Here is a 19,441-nt window from a genome sequence, read left to right on the forward strand (position 1 = left end):
AGGGGCTCCCGGGGCACATGGGGCGACTACCGCAAGGCGGAGAAGGCCTTGGAGAACGCGGACGGAGCCTGCGCGATCGAACTGCACGTCGCGTCGGCGGTGGGCCTGGTTCCGCCGGCGCACTGCTTGTCGCGGGCCGCGGACCACATCGAGATACCGCCGAGCCCCTTCGCCTCGGCGAAAGCGACGAGTTGGGTCGCGTCGTCGACCTTGAAGACCTCCGATGACACGTCGTTCACGCCGATCATCGGCGTGACGGAAACCGCTTTCCATGCAGCGCTTTCAGAGAGCCCGAGAACACTCTTGACTTGGGCCTGAGTCGCTGTAGCCGCTTGCTCTGAGTACGTTCCCATATCGCCGCTGTAAGCCGGTCCGTAGTCCATCGCCATGATGTTGACCGTGCTGATTTCCACGCCGTTGGACTTGGCGTTGGAAAGCAGGTTCACACCGTCCTGGGTGAGCCCCTCGGGCATCACCGGGAGGGTGTAGGAGACGTCCAGATTCGGGTGCTGCTGCTGGAGTTTCGCTATCGCCTGGGCGCGGATGGTGTTCGCCGCCGCGTTGGGCAGCGCGGCGCCCTCGATGTCGAAGTCGACCTTGGTGAGGCCGTACGCGTCCACGACCTTGCCGTAGGCGCTCGCCAGCGCGCTCGCCGAACCGCACGTCGTCGCCAGCTCGGAGCCCGCCGCGCCGCCGAAGGAGACCCGCACGTCGCCGCCCTTGGCGCGCAGCGCGCCGATCTGGGAGGCCACGCCGTCGCTCGCGAGGTCCGTCACCCCGCCCCACTTCGGGGTGCAGCCGCCGCCGTCCAGGACGAAGGCGAGGTTGTAGTTCTTCACGCCGGTCGCGGTGACGTTCCCCAGGAGGTCGAAGGCCGGGTAGAGGGAGGTGTCGACGTAGGGGGCGAAGCCTCCGGCGGCGGTCGTGCCGGTGCCGCCGCTCTGGGAGGGCGAGGCGGTGGGGGTCGGGGTGGGCGTGGGCGTCGGCTTCGCGGTGGGGGTGGGCGTGGCGGTCGGCGTGGGTGTGGGCGTCGATGTCGTCGGGCGGCCGGTCGGCTCGGGGGTCGCGGTGCCGTCGGCCGAGCACTTGGCCTTGTCGATCAGACAACTCGTCGGCTGGCCCGTGCCGTTGACCACGAAGCCGACCGTGACCGACTCGCCCGCCGCGAGTCCGTCCGTGTCCCACCTCGGCGGCTTCACGGTGACGTGCCGCCCGCTCACGCTCGACTCGGCGTTCCACAGCGAGCCGAGCTTCGAACCGGACGGCAGGTCGAACTCCAGCGTCCAGTCCGCCTTCCTGGCACCGGTGGTGTTGGTGACGACGTACTGGGCGGTGTACCCCGTCGACCACTCACTGGTCCTGGTGTAGGCCGCGCCGACACTCGCCGCCTGGGCGACGCCGGTCAGCAGGATCGCGCCGCCGCCGACCACCGCCGCAGCGACCGCGCCGCCGATCACCTTGTTCCTGTTGCTGATCCTGCGCCGGTGGGTGCTCATCGCGTGCCTGCCTTCGCCGTACGGGGGTGGGGTGCGGCAGCACGCTAGCGATCCGGAATCGGGCAAAGCGCGTGATCCGGACGGGAGTTGGCGATCTTAGGGCGCGCTTAAGGGAGGGATCGGGACCGGTTAAAGGTCGAGACCAATCTGCCGGGCCGACGCCGTCGTACGGCCCCTCGGTGCCCCTTGCGCTCCGGCTCCCGCCCGTCCAGCTGGATCCAGATCCGCACCTCCGTGCCACCGAGCATCGAGGAGCCGATCCGGACGTCCCCGCCGGTCGACTCGGCGAGCCTGCGCACGATGTCCAGGCCGAGCCCGGTCGACCCGTCGCTGCCGGAGCCGCGCCCGCGGGCCATCGCCGCCTCGGGGTCGCGTATGCCGGAGCCCGCGTCCGAGACGAGCACGATCACCGCGTCCTCGCTGTTGTGCACGTCGACCGCGAAGGCCGTGCCCTCGGGCGTGTGCCGGAACACATTGCCCAACAGGGCGTCGAGGGCGGCGACCAGGTCGGCGCGGGCCACGGGTATCCGCACCGGGCGCTCCACCCCGGCCACCCGCACCTTGCGGCTCTCGTCCTCGGCGAGCGCGGACCAGAACCGCATCCGCTCACGCACCACCTCGGCCGCGTCGCACCCCGCGCCGGGCCCGGCCGCCACGGTCTGCGGCTTGGCCTCGCGCGCGGTCCGGATGATCGTGTCGACCTCGCGCTCCAACTGCGCGACCGCGGTCCGCGTCTGCTCGGCGGCCGGACCGTCCCCGAGCGAGGCCGCGTTGAGCCGCAGCACGGTGAGGGGGGTGCGGAGGCGGTGCGACAGATCGGCCGCCAACTCCCTTTCGTTCGCGAGCAGTTGTACGACCTGGTCGGCCATGGAGTTGAACGCGACCGCCGCCAGCCGCAGTTCGGTCGGTCCCTCCTCGGGCACCCGCGAACCCAGCTTCCCCTCCCCCAGTTCGTGCGCGCCCTCGACCAGGCGCTGCGCGGGCTGCACCATCCGTACGCCCAGCCGGTCGGCGACCGCGACGGAACCGACGATCAGCGCGATGCCGACCCCGGCGAGCACCGCCCAGGCCGTGCCGACGCCGTTGCTGACCTCGGACTCCGGGACGTAGACCTCGACGACGGATATCTCGCCGGAGCTGAGCGCGACCGGCTGGAGCAGGACGGAGCCGCCGGGCACCTCGGTGGTGGAGGCACGGCCCAGTCTCCGTACGGTCGCGATGTCCTTGCCCGCGGCGCGCTGCCGCCCGATGTCGAGGGCGGCCTTGCCCTCTCCCGCCGGTATGTGGACGGCCATCCCGGAGTCCGCGCCCGCCGAGGCGACGACCTTCTCCAACTGGTCCCGGTCGGTGGTGATGGACAGCGCGGGGGCGACGGCGGCGGCCTCCCGCTCGGCGTTCGAAAAGGCGCGGTCGCGGGCCATCTCCTTGATGACCAGGCCCAGCGGCACCGCGAAGGCGACGACGACCATGGCCGCGATCGCCAGACAGACCCTGACCAGTGCCCACCTCATCGCGGCGGCTCCGCTCCCGGTGGCTCCAGCTTCACGCCGACACCGCGCAGGGTGTGCAGATAGCGCGGCCGGGCCGCCGTCTCCCCCAACTTCCGGCGCAGCCAGGACAGATGGACGTCGATGGTCTGGTCGTCGCCGTAGGACTGCTGCCAGACCTCGGCGAGGAGTTCCTTGCGCGGGACGACCACACCAGGACGGCCGGCCAGGAAAGCGAGGAGGTCGAACTCGCGGCGGGTGAGGTCGAGTCGGACGCCGTCCAGGTCGGCCTGGCGGCGCAGGGGGTCGACGGTCAGTCCGCCGACGCGGAGGACCGAGGACGGGGGTGCCTCACCGGAGGTGGCGCGGGAGCGTCGTAGAACGGCGGACATGCGGGCGGACAGGTGGTCGACCGAGAAGGGCTTGGTGAGGTAGTCGTCCGCGCCCGCGTTGAGCAGGCGGACGATCTCCGTCTCGTCGTCCCGGGCGGTGGCGATGATCACGGGGACGTCGGTGATCCCGCGCAGCATCTTCAGCGCCTCGGACCCGTCCAGGTCGGGCAGTCCGAGGTCCAGGATGACCACGTCGAAACGGAAATGGGCGACCTCGCGCAGCGCCTCAAGCGCCGTACCGACACTGCGCACCGTGTGTGCGGCGTCGGTCAGATGCCGAATGAGGGCGGAGCGCACGAACTGGTCGTCCTCGACCACGAGCACACTTGCCATGCGCCGCACCGTAGCCCATGCGGGCGAACCGTATCCGGGCCTGTGGACAACTCCCGCTTGCGGACAAAGCCATGGCCATCACTGGGACACCCGTGGGGCGCGTGAGGCAGTATGGCCGTGATGCCCAGAGGACTCGTCAACGGATTCGTGCACGTGCTGGCCTGGTCGCTCGCCACCGGCGCGGCGGTCACGCTGACCTGGTGGGGCGTCCACACGGTCATGACGGGCACGGCCTACGACCCCCCGCGCGCCCTGCCCATCGCGGCGGCCGGCGCGACCGCGCAGGAGGCGACACCGCCCGCCGAGCCGACGGTTCGGGCCGAGTCGGACCCGAGCCCGTCGAGCACCCCGACGCCGACCCGCACCCCGAGTCCGACCCCCACGGAGACGGCGACCGCGAGCCCGTCGCCCTCCCCCTCCGTCGCCACCTCCGGCCAGGTCAAGAGCTACGACACCGACGGCGGGCGGGTGGTGCTCGAACTCGACTACGCGCCGGCCTATGTGACGCTCGTGTCGGCGACGCCGGGTACGGGCTGGTCGATGCAGGTGTGGAAGACGGACTCGTGGCTCCGGGTGGAGTTCACCAAGGGCACGGGCAAGGTGTCGGTGATCTGCACGTGGCACGACGGGGCGCCGCGGGTGGATGTGGGTAACTACTGAGGTTTTTGAGGCGAGTTGTGCCGGGCTAGCGGAACACCGACGGCGGCGGGGCCGGTGAGGCGACCGCTGCCGCGTCCGTCACCGGTACGGCGCCGCCTGTGAAGTCGGTGAGTTCGCGGCCGTGTTGGACCCGGCCGGGGTGCGGGTCGGAGGCGGCGCGCCGGGTGAGTTCGGCGAGCGACAGCGGGTGGTCGGAGGCGACGAGGACGGCGTTGCCGAACCGTTTGCCGCGCAGCACGGTCGGGTCGGCGATCAGCGCGAGTTCCGTGAACCTGGCTGCCACGGTGGCGATTTGGCCCCGCAGGTGGGTGAGCGGGGGGCCGTCGGCGAGGTTCGCGGCGTAGATCCCGCCCGGTCGCAGCGCCCGGCGCACCTCGTCGAGGAACTCGGTGGAGGTGAGGTGGGCGGGTGTCCTGGCCCCGCTGAAGACGTCCGCCACGACGAGGTCCGCCCAGCCCTCGGGCAGTTTCGCGAGTCCCGCGCGGGCGTCGGCGGAGCGCACCCTGATCCGTGCGTTCGGGTCCAACGGCAGCTCGCGGCGGACCAGTTGGACGAGCGCCGCGTCGAACTCGACGACCTGCTGGGTGGATCGGGGGCGGGTGGCGGCGACGTACCGGGCGAGTGTGAGGGCGCCACCGCCGAGGTGCACCGCCTGGATCGGCTTGCCGGCCGGTGCGGCGAGGTCGATGACATGGCCGAGGCGGCGCTGGTACTCGAAGGACAGATACGCCGGGTCGTCGAGGTCGACGTAGGACTGCGGTGCCCCGTCGATCAGCAGGGTCCAGGCCCGTGCGCGGTCCCGGTCGGGTATCAGCTCGGCCAGCCCGCCGTCGACCGCCTCGACGACGGCCTCGGGGGCACCGGCACCACCTCGCCGGGTGTTCCTGGACTTTCCCATTGGCCCATTATCGGGGGGCGGGGGTGGTCCGGCGCGTCCGGCCTCGGCGTGCGGTGGTCGGCGCTCAGCGACAGCCGTCCGCCGCCTCGATCAGGCGGGCCGCCTCGCCCAGCGCGGCCCGCAGGACCGCCGGGTCGGTCGCGAGGTCGGCGTCGCCGGGGGGCAGCAGCCAGTCGGAGCCCTCGACCGGGGGCTCGGGGTCGGGGGCGAGGCTCAGGCCCCGGCCGTTGGTCTCCGTACAGATGCTGCCGGGGACGTCCCAGGCCGCCGCCGTGCCCGGCGGGACCAGGAAGCCGAGGGTGTCGCCGCCGTCGTCGTGCAGGACGGGGCCGACCCCGTCGCTCGCGCCGCGCCGCAGGATGTCGACGGCCTCAAGCCCCTGCCGCGTCGGCACGGTCACCAGATCGCAGGCGGAGTCCGCGAAAGGTGGCGCGCTGCACTCCGCGCTCGGCATTCGAGGATCGACGCTCTGACTGGTCTCCATCCCGGTCTCCACCACGGAACCCCTCCTTGGACGAGCGGGTCGGGAGTCGGGTGGCTCCCGGGTCCATGGAGTTCAACGCGTCGAGGCGTCAACGGCTACGGCCCAAGTCAGCCGCAAAGGATGGCAGTTCATGGCAGATCTCGGATGAGATATCCGGTTTGTAGCCAAACACTGCGTGGCGGGTCGTGCACAGCAGGTACGTTCTTGCCCGCTGGAAACAGGGCGTCACTCAACAAGTCGCCCTGAATCCGGCATGGTTCGACGGTTCGCACGAGAGGACCCGGCCATGGCGTCGTCAATGGTGACCCCGTCCCCGTTCCCCCAACCACCGAGACCCAATCTCGCCTTCCGGCGGCTGCGCGGACAGCGCTCACCGGCGGAGTTCGCCGCGGCCGTACGCCGGTCCGCCCGCGAGATCGGCGAGCGGGTCAGCTGCGACGCGCGCTACGTCGGCCGCGTCGAGGCCGGTGAGATCCGTTGCCCCAACTACGCGTACGAACGGGTGTTCCTGCACATGTTCCCCGGCCGCACGCTCGCCGATCTCGGCTTCGCGCCCCGCTCATCCGTACGCGGACGCGGGGCGCGCACCGCCGAGGACACGCCCCCCGCACACCCCACGAGCCTGGCCTGCACCCCGGGCGAGACGGGTGGGACCGATGAGACGCGGGGGGCGTACGAGCCGTATGACACACCGGACCCGTACGACACGCACGAGAACCACGAGAACCACGAGGAGAGCGACGTGCTGCGTCGCGCATTCATGAGGGGCGGCACCGTCACGGTGGCCGCCGGCACCCTGGGCCCGCTGGGGCTCACTTTGGACGCCGTGGCAGCGGAACGTTCCGTCCGCCGCCCCGGTACGAGCGAGGCGGGCGCCCTGGAAGAGGCCGTCCGCAGAATCCGGCTGCTCGACGACCGGCACGGCGCCGACGGCCTCTACCGGCGCGCGGCGGCCCCGCTGCGCGCCGCCTACGCCCTGCTCGACGCGGGCACCACCCGGCAGTCCGTCGCCGAGCGACTGCACTCCGGAGCCGGTGAACTCGCCATCTCGGTGGGCTGGCTGGCCCACGACTCCGGCCGCTTCGACGACGCCCGCTCGCACTACGCGGAAGCCCTCGCCACCGCCCGCATGACCGGCGACGCGGGCCTTGAGGCACACGCCTTCTGCAATACGGCGTTCCTCGCGCGGGACGCCGGACGCCCGCGCGAGGCGGTACGCGCCGCACAGGCCGCGCAGCGCGTCGCCCGCGCGGTGGGCTCCGCCCGCCTGATGTCACTGCTCGCGCTGCGCGAGGCGGGCGGCTGGGCGGGCCTCGCCGACCGCACCGGCTGCGAACAGGCGCTGGCCCGCGCGCAGGCCCTCTACGAGCGGGGCCACTCGGACGCCGACCCCGAGTGGATGAGCTTCTACGGAGAGGCCGAGTTGGAGGGGCTTGAGGCGCAGTGCTGGTCGACGCTGGGCGACTGGCCGCGGGCTGCGCGCCACGCTCGGCGGGCCGCCCGGCTCCAGGATCCGCACTTCACGCGGAACATCGCGCTGTACACGGCCGAGCTGGCGGACGATCTCGCGCGCGGGGGGCGGCCCGACGAGGCGGCGACCGCGGGGATGCGGGTGCTTGATCTTTTGGACCTGGTGCAGTCGTCGCGGATTCAGACGATGCTGGCCGGGACCGCGCGGGTGCTGTTGCCTCATCGGCGGGCTTCGGGGGTGTCTGCGTTTTTGGAGAGGCATTCGAGTTTGCCTCGTACTGCTGCGTAGTTTTTTGACCGCGGGCCGGTGGGGGCTGGTCGCGCAGTTCCCCGCGCCCCTAAAAGCTTGCTCTTACGCGGCTAGATGTCCTAGGTCGTTCCAGCTCTCGATCGCCGGTTCGCCGTAGGCCCACCCGAGGATCGACAACGACGTCGGGTTGAGGCGTATCCGCGCCGCGAAGTCGATCGGCAGGCCCAGCCAGCGCGCGCCGATCGAGCGGAGGATGTGGCCGTGGGCGAACACCAGGACGTCACGGTCCTCGGAACGCGCCCAGGCGACGACCTCGTCCGCGCGGGCGGTCACTTCCGCGATGGTCTCCCCTTCGGGGACGCCGTCGCGCCAGATCAGCCAGCCCGGGCGCCGGGCCGCGATCTCCTGCGGGGTGAGGCCCTCGTAGGCGCCGTAGTCCCACTCCATGAGGGTGTCCCAGTCCGTGGCGCGGTCGCCGAAGCCGGCGAGTTCGCAGGTCTCACGCGCGCGTGCCAGCGGGCTGGTGCGCACCTCGACCCCGGGAAGGCCGTCCAGTGGGGGCCGGTGCAGTCGCTCGCCGAGCAGCTTGGCGCCGCGTCGGCCCTCTTCGAGGAGCGGGACGTCGGTCCTGCCGGTGTGCTTCCCGGACAGCGACCAAGCCGTCTGTCCGTGCCGGGCCAGCAGGATGCGCGGTGCCATGGGGAACCTTTCCGGGAGATAACCAGAGGCGGGTCATTCCATCATCGCGCACCCTGGAGAAGGGCAACCCGGGGGGCGATCTCTGCGTCTTTGAGGTCCGGGGCACCCGAAACGGGGCGCCCGCATACGCCGTAAAGTGTCCCGACCGAACACCGGCGAGCCGGAGCACCGGGCACCGCACCAGGAGAGAAGGGGGAGGGCGATCGGATGCCGCAGACCGAGACACCAGGCATCGAGGCGGACCGGCGAAGCCGGCTGCGCTGGTGGACCGAGCTGCCGCTGATCCTCATGGTGTACGCCTCGTACTCGGCGGGCCGCCTGCTGGCCAGGGGCGACACGGCCAGCGCCGTGGACCACGGGCTGGCGGTCCTGCGTATCGAGAAGTTCCTGCACATCAACGCCGAGCACCCGCTGAACCGGCTCTTCACGCGCGAGGCCTGGCTCGGCATCCCGGCCGACTTCTGGTACGCGTCGCTGCACTACCTGGTCACACCCGCGATCCTGATCTGGCTGTTCCGGTCACGTGCACAGGTCTACCGGGCGGCCCGCACCTGGCTGATGACGTCCACGTTCATCGGCCTGATCGGCTTCACCCTGCTCCCGACCTGCCCGCCCCGGCTCCTCTCCCCGGACTACGGCTTCGTCGACACGATGGCCAAGTACAGCTCGTACGGCTGGTGGGGCGGCGACGCGAGCGCGCCGCGCGGCCTCGGCGGGATGACCAACCAGTACGCGGCGATGCCGAGCCTGCACTGCGGCTGGGCGCTGTGGTGCGGAGTGATGCTGTGGCGCTACGGCGGCACGCGGCTCACCAAGGTCCTCGGTGTCGCCTATCCGCTGCTGACGGCGATCGTGGTCATGGGCACCGCGAACCACTACCTCCTCGACGCGGTCGCGGGTGTGGTCGTGATGGGCCTCGGGTTCCTGCTCGCGCCGCAGGTCATGAAGGCCGCGGACCGGATCAGGGCGCGGTTCGAGGAGCGTGGTTCGCTCGTCGCGGCCAGTTCCCGTGACGCCGCTCCGGGCGCCTCTGTGGGCTCAGAAACCTCAATTGTCAGTGGTGGATGCCAGACTTCCCCGGGTGAACGAATTCCACGGCAGCGCGAGTCGCAGCTCGGTACCGGAGCCGAGCCTGGTGCCTCCCCCACGGACGCGGGGGACGGCGCTCCGGCACCGGCTCGCTGAGCTGCGCGGCCCGGACGTCCCGGCCAAGGCGCTGGACGCGCGCGCCCTGGCGGCCCTGGCCGCGAACCCGGGCTGCGAGCGGCGGGCGATCCTGGACGGCGCGGGGGTGAACAAGGCGGTGCTGGCCGACGCGCTCGGCTCGCCGTCCGCCTTCGGGCAGTCCCAGTTCGCCTTCATGCGGGGCAACGCGTTCGAGGCCCGGGTGAAGGCGGACGGCGGCGCGGAGCTGCTGCGGCTGGTGCACGAGAAGCTGGACCCGGGCGCCGAACCGCCGACCCGCGCGCGGGTGCCCGAGCTGTCGGCGGTCGGCCCCGAGGGACGCGCGGCGCGTACGGCGCTGGCGCTGCGCGAGGCGACCGAGGCCGCCGCCTGGACCCTGCTGGACCACCCGATGCTCGCCCTGGACGTGGCGGGCTCCCCCGCGTTCCTGGAGCCGGACGCGGTGGTCGTGCACCCGGACGGCAGTTGGACGGTCGTGGAGATCAAGTCCTTCCCGATGCTGGACGGTTCGGCGGACCCGGCGAAGGTCGGCGCGGCGGCCCGTCAGTCGGCGGTGTACGTGCTGGCACTGGAGGAGGTCGCCGCCCGGCTCGACCCTGTCGCCCGGGTACGCACGCGCGTGCTGCTCGTCTGCCCGAAGGACTTCTCGAACCTGCCGACCGCGTCGGCCGTCGACGTCCGCAAGCAGCGTGCGGTCACCAGTCGCCAGCTGGCCCGTCTCACCCGCATCGAGGACATCGCCGACACCCTCCCCGAGGGCACCTGTTTCGCCCCCGACCGCCCGACCGCCGAACTCACCGCGGCCGTCGAGTCGGTCCCGGCGACCTACGCCCCCGAGTGCCTGGCCGCCTGCGAGCTGGCCTTCCACTGCCGCGACCGCTCCCGCGCGTCCGGCGCGGTCACCGCTCTGGGCCGTTCCCTGCGCGCCGAGTTGGGCGACCTGACCACGATCGACGAGGTCCTGGCGGCGGCCCACGGCGAGTCCGGCGACCCGGACGACCCGGCGGTGGCGGCACTCCGCAGAGCGGCCGAGTTGCGGGCCGAGGCGCTGGCGGACGTGTCGGCGCCTGCCCCGGAGGGTGCCGTATGTCACTGATCACCACCCTCGCCCGCCTGGAGGCCGTCAGTTCGGGCCGCGCCCAGGCCACCGCGACCGTCCGCCACCGGCATATCTCCGAGCACCCGCTGGTCCTCGTGCCGCTCACCACGGCCGGTGAGGCCGGCGCGCCCCTCGGTGCGCTCGTCGGTACGGACCGGGACGCGCCGCGGCTGCTCGTCGTACCGCAGCCGCGCGACCGTGACCTCAGGTTCGCGTTCCTTGCCGAACTCGCGGACGTGGTCCTGCCGTACATCGACACGTTCGCGGACGACGTGGAGGCCGCGGAGCGCAACGAGACGGATCCGGAGACCGGCAAGCGGGTCAAGGTAGAGGTCGAACTGTGCGCGGACGCCCCGCAGTTGATCGTGCCGAGCCGCCCGGGCATCGAGCTGGTCCGGCTGCTGGGCCGCTCGATGCGCTTTCGCCGTACGGCCGAGCAGGACCCGGAGACCCCGCATCCCGCGCCCCCGCACGTGCCGTTGCTCGGGCGCTGGCTGACCCACTTCGGGGAGCGGGCCCGGGTGCCCGGCTCCGCGCTGCTGCTCGCGCTCACCGAGGTGCTCGGCCGGCACTGGGCGACCGGTCAGTCCAGCCTGGAGGACCAGCACCTGGGCGCGCTGCTCGCCTGGATCGACCCGCCGGACGGTGTCTCCGGTGCCGAGGCCGCGTTGGAGGCGGAGCTGCGGCGGGACGCGCAGGGTCAGTTGGTGTGCCCGCCGGCCGGCCCGGCCACGGACCCGGCGTTCGACAACAAGCTGCTCGCCCCGGCGATCGAGCGCTACGACCGCGCGCGTACCGCCCTCGCCGCCGCCGAGGACGGCCTGGAGGCCGACGACCGGCTCGGTGAACTCACCGCCGCCGAGCGGGAGATCAGGGCCCTCGTCGAGAGCCGTACCCGGCCCACCTGGGACGCGGTGTGGCACGGGCTCGACCTGTTGCGGGCGCTGCCGGAGGGCGCGCACGCCGTCGACCGGTGGACGCGCGACCGCTGGTCGTTCACCGGGCACCGCGACCGGATCACCGCCGGTGAGCCGCCGCAGCCGCGTCGCGACGACGCGGTGACCGCGGCCAACAAGCTCGCCACGCGTGAGCGTGAACAGGCCCGGCTGGACGCCCAGGAGGCCCTGGACGACCCGCTGGTGATGGCCGGGCGGCGGCTCGCCGGGGAGGCCTTCGCGGGCGAGGTCACGGATGTGGTGATGTCGTACAGCGAGGGCAAGAGTCCCCGTCCGCGCCCGCTGGTGACCGTGCGCACGGACGACCGGCCGCATCTCGGGGAGCGGGTGAAGGTGTTCCGGTCGCTGGGCGGCAAGCCGCAGTCGGCGGAGTTCGTGGGCCATGAGGAGGAGGGCGCCCTCGTCGTCCTCCGGGTCGTCGACAAGATGGGCCGGGGCAAGGAGCCGGAGGTCGGTTCGGTGCCGGAGAAGGGCGACCGGATCTGCTTCACGCTCTTCGAGCACGAGCAGCGGGGCGGGGCGAAACTGCCCGACCAGGAGGACACACCGTGGACGCACGGCGGCCCGCCGGGCGAGGAGACCGCCGTACAGGAGTCGGCGGATCCGGTGACCGAGGAGGACGTGCTGTGACCGCCGTGTTCGACCCCGGCGCCGAGGCCGGCCGCGCGACGGACGCGATCCTCCGTGACACCTTGCACGGCACCGCGCGCGGTGTCGTCGTCGACTCACCGCCCGGCGCCGGAAAGTCCACGCTCGTCGTCCGCGCGGCGCTCGAACTGGCCGACGCGGGGCGCCCGTTGATGGTGGTCGCGCAGACCAACGCGCAGGTCGACGACCTCGTCGTACGGCTCGCCGAGAAGAACGGCGAGCTGGCCGTGGGCCGCCTGCACAGCAGTGACGCGGACCCGTACGACAAGGCGCTGGACGAGCTGCCGAACGTACGGAAGTCGGCGAAGGCGGGTGAGCTGGCCGGGCTCCCGGTGGTCATCTCGACGGCGGCCAAGTGGGCGCACGTCAAGGTGGACGAGCCGTGGCGGCACGCGATCGTCGACGAGGCGTACCAGATGCGCTCGGACTCGCTGCTGGCCGTGGCCGGGCTGTTCGAGCGGGCGCTGTTCGTGGGCGACCCGGGGCAGTTGGACCCGTTCGCGATCGTCGGCGCGGAGCAGTGGGCGGGCCTGTCGTACGACCCCTCGGCCTCGGCGGTGACGACCCTGCTGGCGCACAACCCCGAACTGCCGCAGCACCGCCTGCCGGTGTCCTGGCGCCTCCCGGCGTCGGCGGCACCCCTCGTCTCGAACGCGTTCTACCCGTACACCCGTTTCCGCAGCGGCACGGACCACGGGGACCGGCGGCTGAACTTCGGTGTCCCGTCGGACGGTTCGGGCCCGGACCGGGTGATCGACGAGGCCGCCGAGTCGGGCTGGGGCCTGCTGGAACTCCCCGCCCGCCACACGCCCCGCACGGACCCGGAGGCGGTACGCGCGGTGGCGACGGTCGTACGACGGCTGCTGGACCGGGGCGGCGCGGCCACGTCGGAGCGCTCGCCCGACCCCACGCCCCTGACCGCCGACCGGATCGCGGTCGGCACCGCGCACCGGGACCAGGCGGCGGCGGTCCGCGCGGCGCTGACGGAACTGGGCGTCACGGACGTCACCGTGGACACGGCGAACCGGCTCCAGGGCCGGGAGTTCGACGTCACGGTGGTCCTCCACCCCCTCTCGGGCCGCCCGGACGCCACCGCCTTCCACCTGGAGACGGGCCGCCTGTGCGTCCTGGCCTCCCGGCATCGGCACGCGTGCATCGTGGTCTGCCGGGCCGGGGTGAGCGAACTCCTGGACGACCACCCGTCGACGGAGCCGGTGCAGCTGGGCGTGACGGTGAAGTTTCCTGATGGGTGGGAGGCGAATCACGCGGTGCTCGCACACCTGGCGGAACACCGGGTGGTGTGGAGACCCTGACCGCTGGGAAGCCCCTTTCAGGCATCGGATCCTGTGCCTCGGTGGTATGCCCGGGGCCTCTTGCGCGGTCGGGAGACAATGGACGGTGGTCCGGCTCGTGAGGCGGGTCATCCGTGACGTACGAGGAGGAGAAGACATGGCGGAGCACACGCCGCGTCGCAACGAATCGCGGCTACGCCCCGCGCCCCTGCTCTTCGAGCCCGCGCAGGCGGCCGAGGACCCGGAGCACTTCTTCGACCTGGAGTCGATGGACGACCCGCGCGCGCTGCTGGCGCGGGCGACGGAGCTGACGCACGCGTTCCGCGCCGCGACGGACCGCGCGGTGGAGTTCCAGGCGATCGCGGCGGCCCAGTTGGCCGACCCGCGCCGGTTCGACCGGCTGACGCCGGCGGACATCGCGGAGCGGGCCGAGTGGACCGAGGACTACGCGAAGAAGATGGTCGAGTTCGGGCGGGATCTGCTGCGCGGCACCGAGGGGCGGGACAGCGGGGGCGCCGACCCCGTGTGACCCGAGGGACGCGGGAGTTCTCGGCATCGCGTTTGGCATATGCCCGGCGGGCAAGATACTCCCTCCCGCCCCCTCCTGTCCCGATTTCGGGCAACTCTCGGAGAGCGCGCGCTCACAGCCGGTAGACCTGTTCGCCATGAGCCGCACTCAGGACGACCCTTTCGCCGACCGCTTCGACATCTCGGGCGTGACCCCGGACGGTGCCGCCTGGCTCGCCTCGGCAGGAACGTATCCGCGGAGCACGCTCGCCCTGTGGCGGGAGCGGCCGGACGCCCCGGTCGTGCTGCCCTGCGGCTCCGCCTTCGACGTGGTGAACGCTCCGGCGGTCTTCGGCCGCCGCATGGTCGACCGCTTATGGGACGAGGGTCCCGGCTCCGGGCCGGTCGCGACGTACCGGGGCCGGATGCTCCTGTTCGCCACCGCCGGGACGGCTCAGCGGCTGCCCTCGCTGCTGGGCTGGGAGGAGTGGGGCGCGGCCGCCGCGGAGCGCGGTCGTACGGAGTCCGTTCCGCCGCTGCTGTGCCACGGCAAGGGCGACGCGGTGACCGTCCCGGCGCTGGTCGGCGCGGCCGATCCGGCGCCGTTCGACTCCCGCTGGCTGGTCGCACCCGACACCCGCCGACCCTGGCTCCCCGGCGCGGAAATCCTGCTCTGGGCGGCCGTGCGCGCCGCCCGTGCGACCGTGCGCATATCGATTTTTCCTCCCGCCGATCAGGATGCTAAGGTCTACGACGTCAGCAGGCGCCGCTAGCTCAGTTGGTTAGAGCAGCTGACTCTTAATCAGCGGGTCCGGGGTTCGAGTCCCTGGCGGCGCACCTGTGAAGGGCCTCTCGCGAGAGCGAGAGGCCCTTTGACGTTCCCGGTAGTCAGGGGCTGTCCCCCGGCGTGATCGCCACCGTCCAGCCCCCCGCGTCCGTGCGCCCCTCCACCGTCACCCGTACGTCGTCGCCGGGCACGGTGAAGGTCTCGCCGAGGGCGACCGGGGCGTCGGCGAGGGGTGGGTAGACCGAGGTCTCCCAGCAGGCCTCGGTGCGGGGGTGGGCGTCGACGACCTCGATCGGGCCGTTTCCGGAGGCCGCGCCGTCGCGTACCCGGTAGACGAGGATGCCCTGTTTGCAGGCGGTGCTGTCGTTGCCGACGGGGCTGCGGGCCTCGAAAGCCAGCGCGCTGTCGGTGCCGGTGCGCACGACGGCCAGCTTGACGCCGAGGCCGAGTCCGAACGCGGGCGATCCGGCGTTGCCGGCCGTCGGCGGCTCGGCGGCCAGCGGTTCCAGGGTCAGCCGGGTCGGACCGGCCCCCCGTACGCACACGACCTGGCGCGGGTCCAGCCAGCCGAGCTTCCACTTGTGCCAGGCGAACAGGTCGGGGGCCAGGCCGAATTGACTGCCCATCAGATCCCAGTCGCCGACATACGTGTCCCAGTCGCCCTTGCCGTCGACCGGCCGGTGGTAGAGGTCGGGCAGGTCGAAGACATGGCCCGTCTCGTGGGCGAGGACGAGCCGGTCCGGCGGATGCTTCTCGAACACGGTGACGACCCGGCGGATGTCCGTGCCGTCGGCCCGCAGCGGGGTGTCCAGGTTGACGACCTTCGTCGCGTCCGAGTCCACCCCGGGCGCGTCCGGATCGGCCACGAAGTAGACGACGTCGTAGCGGGAGAAGTCGACCTCGGGGTCGGCGGCGGCGAGTGCGTCGCGGAGGTACGCGGCGCGGTTCACCGGGTTCCAGTCGCGTTGTATGGCGTACGACGTCGACGGCTTCGGCATGCGGATCCAGTTCCGCAGCGGGTGCGGGCGGAGCGTGAACCTGCCGTAGGAGGCGCGTTCGTAGAAGCGGGTGGTGGCCGGGAAGTGGTCGGCGGCCAGTTCGGCGGGGGTGGTGCGCGGGGTCGCGTCGGGGAAGGAGAGGAAGATCATCACCGCGTCGAGCGGGCGGACCGGGCGCGGGTAGGCGGCGTTCCAGGTGTCGAGGCCCTCGGAGTGGTGGGCGTCGGTGCGCTTGAGGGCGCACGGGGTGGAGGAGAAGGGCTCGGCGACCGACTGGCTGGACATGATGGAGGTCGCGGCGAGCGCGGACATCGTGGTGAACACGGCCGCGGTGCTGCGCAGCCGGGGGCGCGTCCGCCACTGACCGAGCCCCTTGAGCGCCGTACGGGAGAGCCCCTTGAGGGGGAGCTGACACGGCACGTTGGACCTCCGGGAGCGGTTCGCGGGACACCGACACCCAGCCTGTGATGGTTTGTTGGGGTATGCCTCGTTTATCTGCACCAGATGAGTGAGGGGGACGCCCGGGACGGCTGAGACACGCCCGGGCCGACATCCGGAAACACTCACGGAACGTCACATGTGGTCGGCCTTTTGGCGAACCCGTCCAGGTGCGGGCGGAATCGATCTGCCGGAACAGGCCGTTGTTCCGGGACACTGGAGAGTGGCTGGAAGGGCCGGGGGCCAACCTCTATGATCGGCACACTTTCCTGCACGGACACGGCACGGCGGCCTCCCACCCGGTCGGCCATCCCGACGAGACCCATCCGAAGATCGAGTGCACTGCGGGAGCGAGCGGTGAGCGGAACGTCCGAAGGGCCGGCGCCCGCGGCAGACCTCATCCGGCCGGCCGTAACAGAGAGTAAGGGCGAGGCATCGCCCGGTGTCAGTCTTCCCGCGGACGGCAGGCTCGGGTCCGCCTTCTCCGCGTCCCCCCTCGCCATGGCCGTCGTGGACCGCGACGGGCTGGTGGTGAGCGCCAACGACATGTTCGGCGCGCTGCTCGGCAAGGGCGGTGCGGCCCTCGCGGGGCTGGTCGCGGCCGATCTGGTGGACCTGAGGTCGGACGCCCGTACCTGGCACGCCTATCGCGAGGTGCTGCGTGGCCGGCAGGCCAAGCTGAGCCGCACCCGCCGGGTCAAGCACCCCGACGGGCACTGTCTGTGGGTGCAGGTGACCGCGGCGCCGCTGCCGGCCGCCGAGCACGGTGTGCTGCTGTCACTCACCGACATCAGCGACCGCCGTGAACTCCAGGCGCGGCTACGGCACTTGGAGATGCACGACGCGGTGACCCGGCTGCCCAACCGCACCCTGTTCTTCGAGCGGCTCTCGGCCGCGCTGGAGGCGGAGTCGTACGAGCAGGGCGGCACCGGGCGGATCGGCCTGTGCTATCTGGACCTGGACGGCTTCAAGGCGGTCAACGACACCCTCGGCCACCGGGTCGGCGACCGGTTGCTGGCCGCCGTGGCGGAGCGGCTGACGCGGTGCGCGGACGAGGCGGGCCTGGCCCGGGCCACCGCCCCGCTGGTGGCGCGGCTCGGCGGCGACGAGTTCGCGCTGCTCGTCGAGGACTCGACCGGCACCGACCAACTGGCCGATCTCGCCGAGTCGGTGCTGAAGGCGCTCCAGGCGCCGTTCGACCTGTCCGGGCAGCGGCTGTCGCTGTCGGCGTCGATCGGGGTGGTGGAGCGGCAGGCGGCCGGTACGACGGCCACCGGTCTGATGCAGGCCGCCGACACCACGCTGTACTGGGCGAAGGCCGACGGCAAGTCCCGCTGGACGCTGTTCGATCCGGAGCGCAACGCTCACCGCATGACCCGCCAGGCGCTGGCCTCCACCCTCCGCCCGGCCATCGAGCGGGGTGAATTCACCCTGGAGTACCAGCCGTTGGTGGGCATGGAGAACGGACGGCTGCGCGGGGTCGAGGCGTTGGTGCGCTGGAACCACCCGCAGTTCGGCATGCTGACGCCGAATCGGTTCATCGGACTGGCCGAGGAGGACGGCTCGATCGTGCAGCTCGGCCGCTGGGTGCTGGTCACCGCCTGCCGTCAGGCCCGCCGTTGGCAGCTCGACCACCCGGACGAGCCGCCGATCTTCGTGAGCGTCAACGTGGCCGTGCGCCAGGTGTGGGACTCGGACCTGGTCGCGGATGTGGCGGAGGTCCTGGCCGAGACCGGACTCGCCCCGCGGCTGCTCCAGTTGGAGCTGACCGAGTCGGCGGTGATGGGGTCGGCGGGGCGGCCGTTGCAGGCGCTCCAGGCGCTCAGCGACATGGGCGTGCAGATCGCCATCGACGACTTCGGCACCGGCTACTCGAACCTGGCGTACCTGAGCCGGCTTCCGGTCTCCGTCCTGAAGCTGGACGGCTCCTTCGTACGGGGCTTCCAGTACGAGGGGGAGGGCGTCGCGCCGAACCCGGCGGACGAGGTCATCGTCGAGGCGATGATCCAACTCGCCCACCGGCTGGGGCTGTCGGTGACCGCCGAGTGCGTGGAGACCTCGGCGCAGGCGTCCCGGTTGCGCAGGATCGGCTGCGACACCGGACAGGGGTGGCTCTACTCCCGCCCGGTGGCGCCGGATCGTATCTCCGAACTGCTGGGGACGAAGGCCTGCAATCAGGCTTCCTGAGTGGCCGTCAACTCATAGGCGTCGGCGATCAGTTCGTACGAGCGCAGCCGCAGGTCGGCGTTGTGGGCGTGGGACGTGAGCATCAACTCGTCGGCGCCCGTGCGCTTTTGCAGATCGTCGAGGCCGGTGCGGACCTCGTCGACCGTGCCGTGGATGACGTTGGCGTTCCAGGAGGTGATGAATTCCCGCTCCATGGGGCTGAATTCGTACGCCTCGGCCTCTTCCGGGGTGGGCACGAGTCCCGGGCGGCCGGTGCGCAGCCGGACCATGTTGAGGGCGGCGGCCAGCACCTGGCGGCGGGCCTCCTTCTCGTCGTCGGTGGCGAGGGCGGAGACACCGATCAGGGCGTACGGCGCGTCGAGCACCGCGCTCGGCCGGAACGACTCGCGGTAGAGGTCGAGGGCCGGGACGGTGTTCTGCGCGGAGAAGTGGTGGGCGAAGGCGAAGGGCAGGCCGAGCATGCCGGCCAGCCGGGCGCTGAAGCCGGAGGAGCCGAGCAGCCAGATCGGGGGGCGGTGCGGGGACTGCACGCCGCCGGGCGAGGTGGCCTGGATCGGGCCGGGGACCGCGTGGATGCGGGCGTAGGGGTGGCCGCTCGGGAAGTCGTCGTCCAGGAAGCGGGTCAGCTCGGCGAGTTGCTCGGGGAAGTCGTCGGCGCCTTCGTTCAGGCGGTCCGTGCGGCGCAGGGCGGCGGCGGTGGCGCCGTCGGTGCCGGGGGCGCGGCCGAGGCCGAGGTCGACGCGGTTGGGGGCGAGCGCCTCCAGGGTGCCGAACTGTTCCGCGATGACGAGCGGCGCGTGGTTCGGGAGCATGACGCCGCCGGAGCCGAGGCGGATGCGGTCCGTGTGGGCGGCGAGGTGGGCCAGGATCACGGCCGGTGAGGAGGAGGCGACGCCCGGCATCGAGTGGTGCTCGGCGACCCAGTAGCGGTGGAAGCCGCGGGCCTCGGCGAGCTTCGCGATGCGCACGCTGGTACGGAGCGCGTCGGTGGCGGTGCGGCCGGCGCCCACGGTCACCAGGTCCAGCACGGAGAGGGGGACGGGGGCGGTGCCCTGCGCCGTGCCCCGGATCTCGTCGTCTGTCGCCACGGTGGGTGCCTCCTGGTGTGAGCTGTGCGGTGTCTTCACGGGCTAACAGGAGGCTGTCTCCGCTTTATTCCCGGGAGGTCGGGGCGG

General features: G+C 72.1%; 17 protein-coding genes and 1 tRNA gene. 10 read left to right on the plus strand and 8 right to left on the minus strand.

The window, feature by feature from the left end; genetic code table 11:
- Nucleotides 1–26 precede the first annotated feature (26 nt).
- The 3 genes from ACWIHT_RS23545 to ACWIHT_RS23555 all read right to left on the minus strand — a co-directional run bounded on the left by ACWIHT_RS23545 (nt 27) and on the right by ACWIHT_RS23555 (nt 3,708).
- Nucleotides 27–1,496, minus strand: coding sequence for a glycoside hydrolase family 18 protein (locus ACWIHT_RS23545; protein WP_456170167.1), 1,470 nt, complete (start codon nt 1,494–1,496; stop codon nt 27–29).
- Between the two features lie 107 nt (nt 1,497–1,603).
- A complete protein-coding gene (locus ACWIHT_RS23550; RefSeq protein ID WP_456170169.1) occupies nt 1,604–3,007 on the minus strand; it encodes an ATP-binding protein in 1,404 nt (467 codons plus the stop codon).
- Entirely contained in the window at nt 3,004–3,708 is a 705-nt protein-coding gene (locus ACWIHT_RS23555) for a response regulator transcription factor (protein WP_456170170.1), read from the minus strand. The genes ACWIHT_RS23550 and ACWIHT_RS23555 overlap by 4 nt, the downstream gene beginning before the upstream one ends.
- Nucleotides 3,709–3,819: 111 nt before the next feature.
- On the opposite strand from ACWIHT_RS23555, the gene ACWIHT_RS23560 reads away from it, so the two are divergent.
- On the plus strand, nt 3,820–4,368 hold the full coding sequence (locus ACWIHT_RS23560; RefSeq protein ID WP_456170171.1) for a hypothetical protein: 549 nt from the start codon (nt 3,820–3,822) through the stop codon (nt 4,366–4,368).
- Nucleotides 4,369–4,393: 25 nt separating this feature from the next.
- On the opposite strand, the gene ACWIHT_RS23565 is transcribed toward ACWIHT_RS23560, so the two are convergent.
- Together ACWIHT_RS23565 and ACWIHT_RS23570 are read right to left on the minus strand one after the other, a co-directional pair.
- A complete protein-coding gene (locus tag ACWIHT_RS23565; protein WP_456170172.1) occupies nt 4,394–5,266 on the minus strand; it encodes a spermidine synthase in 873 nt (290 codons plus the stop codon).
- 64 nt (nt 5,267–5,330) lie between these two features.
- Entirely contained in the window at nt 5,331–5,765 is a 435-nt protein-coding gene (locus tag ACWIHT_RS23570; RefSeq protein ID WP_456170173.1) for a hypothetical protein, read from the minus strand.
- Nucleotides 5,766–6,036: 271 nt separating this feature from the next.
- On the opposite strand from ACWIHT_RS23570, the gene ACWIHT_RS23575 reads away from it, so the two are divergent.
- Complete coding sequence (locus tag ACWIHT_RS23575; protein WP_456170174.1) at nt 6,037–7,509, plus strand: hypothetical protein; 1,473 nt, start codon at nt 6,037–6,039, stop codon at nt 7,507–7,509.
- Between the two features lie 63 nt (nt 7,510–7,572).
- On the opposite strand, the gene ACWIHT_RS23580 is transcribed toward ACWIHT_RS23575, so the two are convergent.
- Nucleotides 7,573–8,169 carry a histidine phosphatase family protein gene (locus ACWIHT_RS23580; protein WP_456170175.1) on the minus strand — a complete coding sequence of 199 codons (597 nt, stop codon included), beginning with the start codon at nt 8,167–8,169 and terminating at the stop codon, nt 7,573–7,575.
- A gap of 207 nt (nt 8,170–8,376) precedes the next feature.
- Here ACWIHT_RS23580 and ACWIHT_RS23585 point away from each other — a divergent pair, with 207 nt between their 5' ends.
- The 7 genes from ACWIHT_RS23585 (at nt 8,377) to ACWIHT_RS23615 (ending at nt 14,693) form a co-directional block, all read left to right on the plus strand.
- The gene (locus ACWIHT_RS23585; protein ID WP_456170176.1) at nt 8,377–9,354 is read left to right on the plus strand and encodes a phosphatase PAP2 family protein; all 978 of its coding nucleotides are present in this window, start codon (nt 8,377–8,379) and stop codon (nt 9,352–9,354) included.
- Nucleotides 9,305–10,450, plus strand: coding sequence for a hypothetical protein (locus ACWIHT_RS23590; protein ID WP_456170177.1), 1,146 nt, complete (start codon nt 9,305–9,307; stop codon nt 10,448–10,450). Before ACWIHT_RS23585 ends, ACWIHT_RS23590 begins: the two co-directional genes overlap by 50 nt.
- On the plus strand, nt 10,441–12,039 hold the full coding sequence (locus ACWIHT_RS23595) for a hypothetical protein (protein ID WP_456170178.1): 1,599 nt from the start codon (nt 10,441–10,443) through the stop codon (nt 12,037–12,039). The genes ACWIHT_RS23590 and ACWIHT_RS23595 overlap by 10 nt, the downstream gene beginning before the upstream one ends.
- Nucleotides 12,036–13,370, plus strand: a complete 1,335-nt coding sequence (locus ACWIHT_RS23600; protein ID WP_456170179.1) for an AAA domain-containing protein — start codon at nt 12,036–12,038, stop codon at nt 13,368–13,370. Before ACWIHT_RS23595 ends, ACWIHT_RS23600 begins: the two co-directional genes overlap by 4 nt.
- 136 nt (nt 13,371–13,506) lie before the next feature.
- The gene (locus tag ACWIHT_RS23605) at nt 13,507–13,878 is read left to right on the plus strand and encodes a hypothetical protein (protein ID WP_033283808.1); all 372 of its coding nucleotides are present in this window, start codon (nt 13,507–13,509) and stop codon (nt 13,876–13,878) included.
- Between the two features lie 136 nt (nt 13,879–14,014).
- Complete coding sequence (locus ACWIHT_RS23610; protein ID WP_456170181.1) at nt 14,015–14,629, plus strand: bifunctional DNA primase/polymerase; 615 nt, start codon at nt 14,015–14,017, stop codon at nt 14,627–14,629.
- Nucleotides 14,620–14,693: transfer RNA gene (locus tag ACWIHT_RS23615), tRNA-Lys, on the plus strand. The genes ACWIHT_RS23610 and ACWIHT_RS23615 overlap by 10 nt, the downstream gene beginning before the upstream one ends.
- A 51-nt stretch (nt 14,694–14,744) precedes the next feature.
- On the opposite strand, the gene ACWIHT_RS23620 is transcribed toward ACWIHT_RS23615, so the two are convergent.
- Nucleotides 14,745–16,061: a M6 family metalloprotease domain-containing protein gene (locus ACWIHT_RS23620; protein WP_456170182.1), complete on the minus strand. Its 1,317-nt coding sequence runs from the start codon at nt 16,059–16,061 to the stop codon at nt 14,745–14,747.
- Between the two features lie 375 nt (nt 16,062–16,436).
- Here ACWIHT_RS23620 and ACWIHT_RS23625 point away from each other — a divergent pair, with 375 nt between their 5' ends.
- Nucleotides 16,437–18,266: a putative bifunctional diguanylate cyclase/phosphodiesterase gene (locus ACWIHT_RS23625; RefSeq protein ID WP_456170183.1), complete on the plus strand. Its 1,830-nt coding sequence runs from the start codon at nt 16,437–16,439 to the stop codon at nt 18,264–18,266.
- Here the strand turns inward: ACWIHT_RS23625 and ACWIHT_RS23630 are convergent.
- Nucleotides 18,254–19,354, minus strand: a complete 1,101-nt coding sequence (locus tag ACWIHT_RS23630; RefSeq protein WP_456170184.1) for an LLM class flavin-dependent oxidoreductase — start codon at nt 19,352–19,354, stop codon at nt 18,254–18,256. The genes ACWIHT_RS23625 and ACWIHT_RS23630 overlap by 13 nt on opposite strands.
- Between the last annotated feature and the right edge of the window lie 87 nt (nt 19,355–19,441).

It is taken from the genome of Streptomyces sp. NPDC002276 (assembly GCF_053891435.1).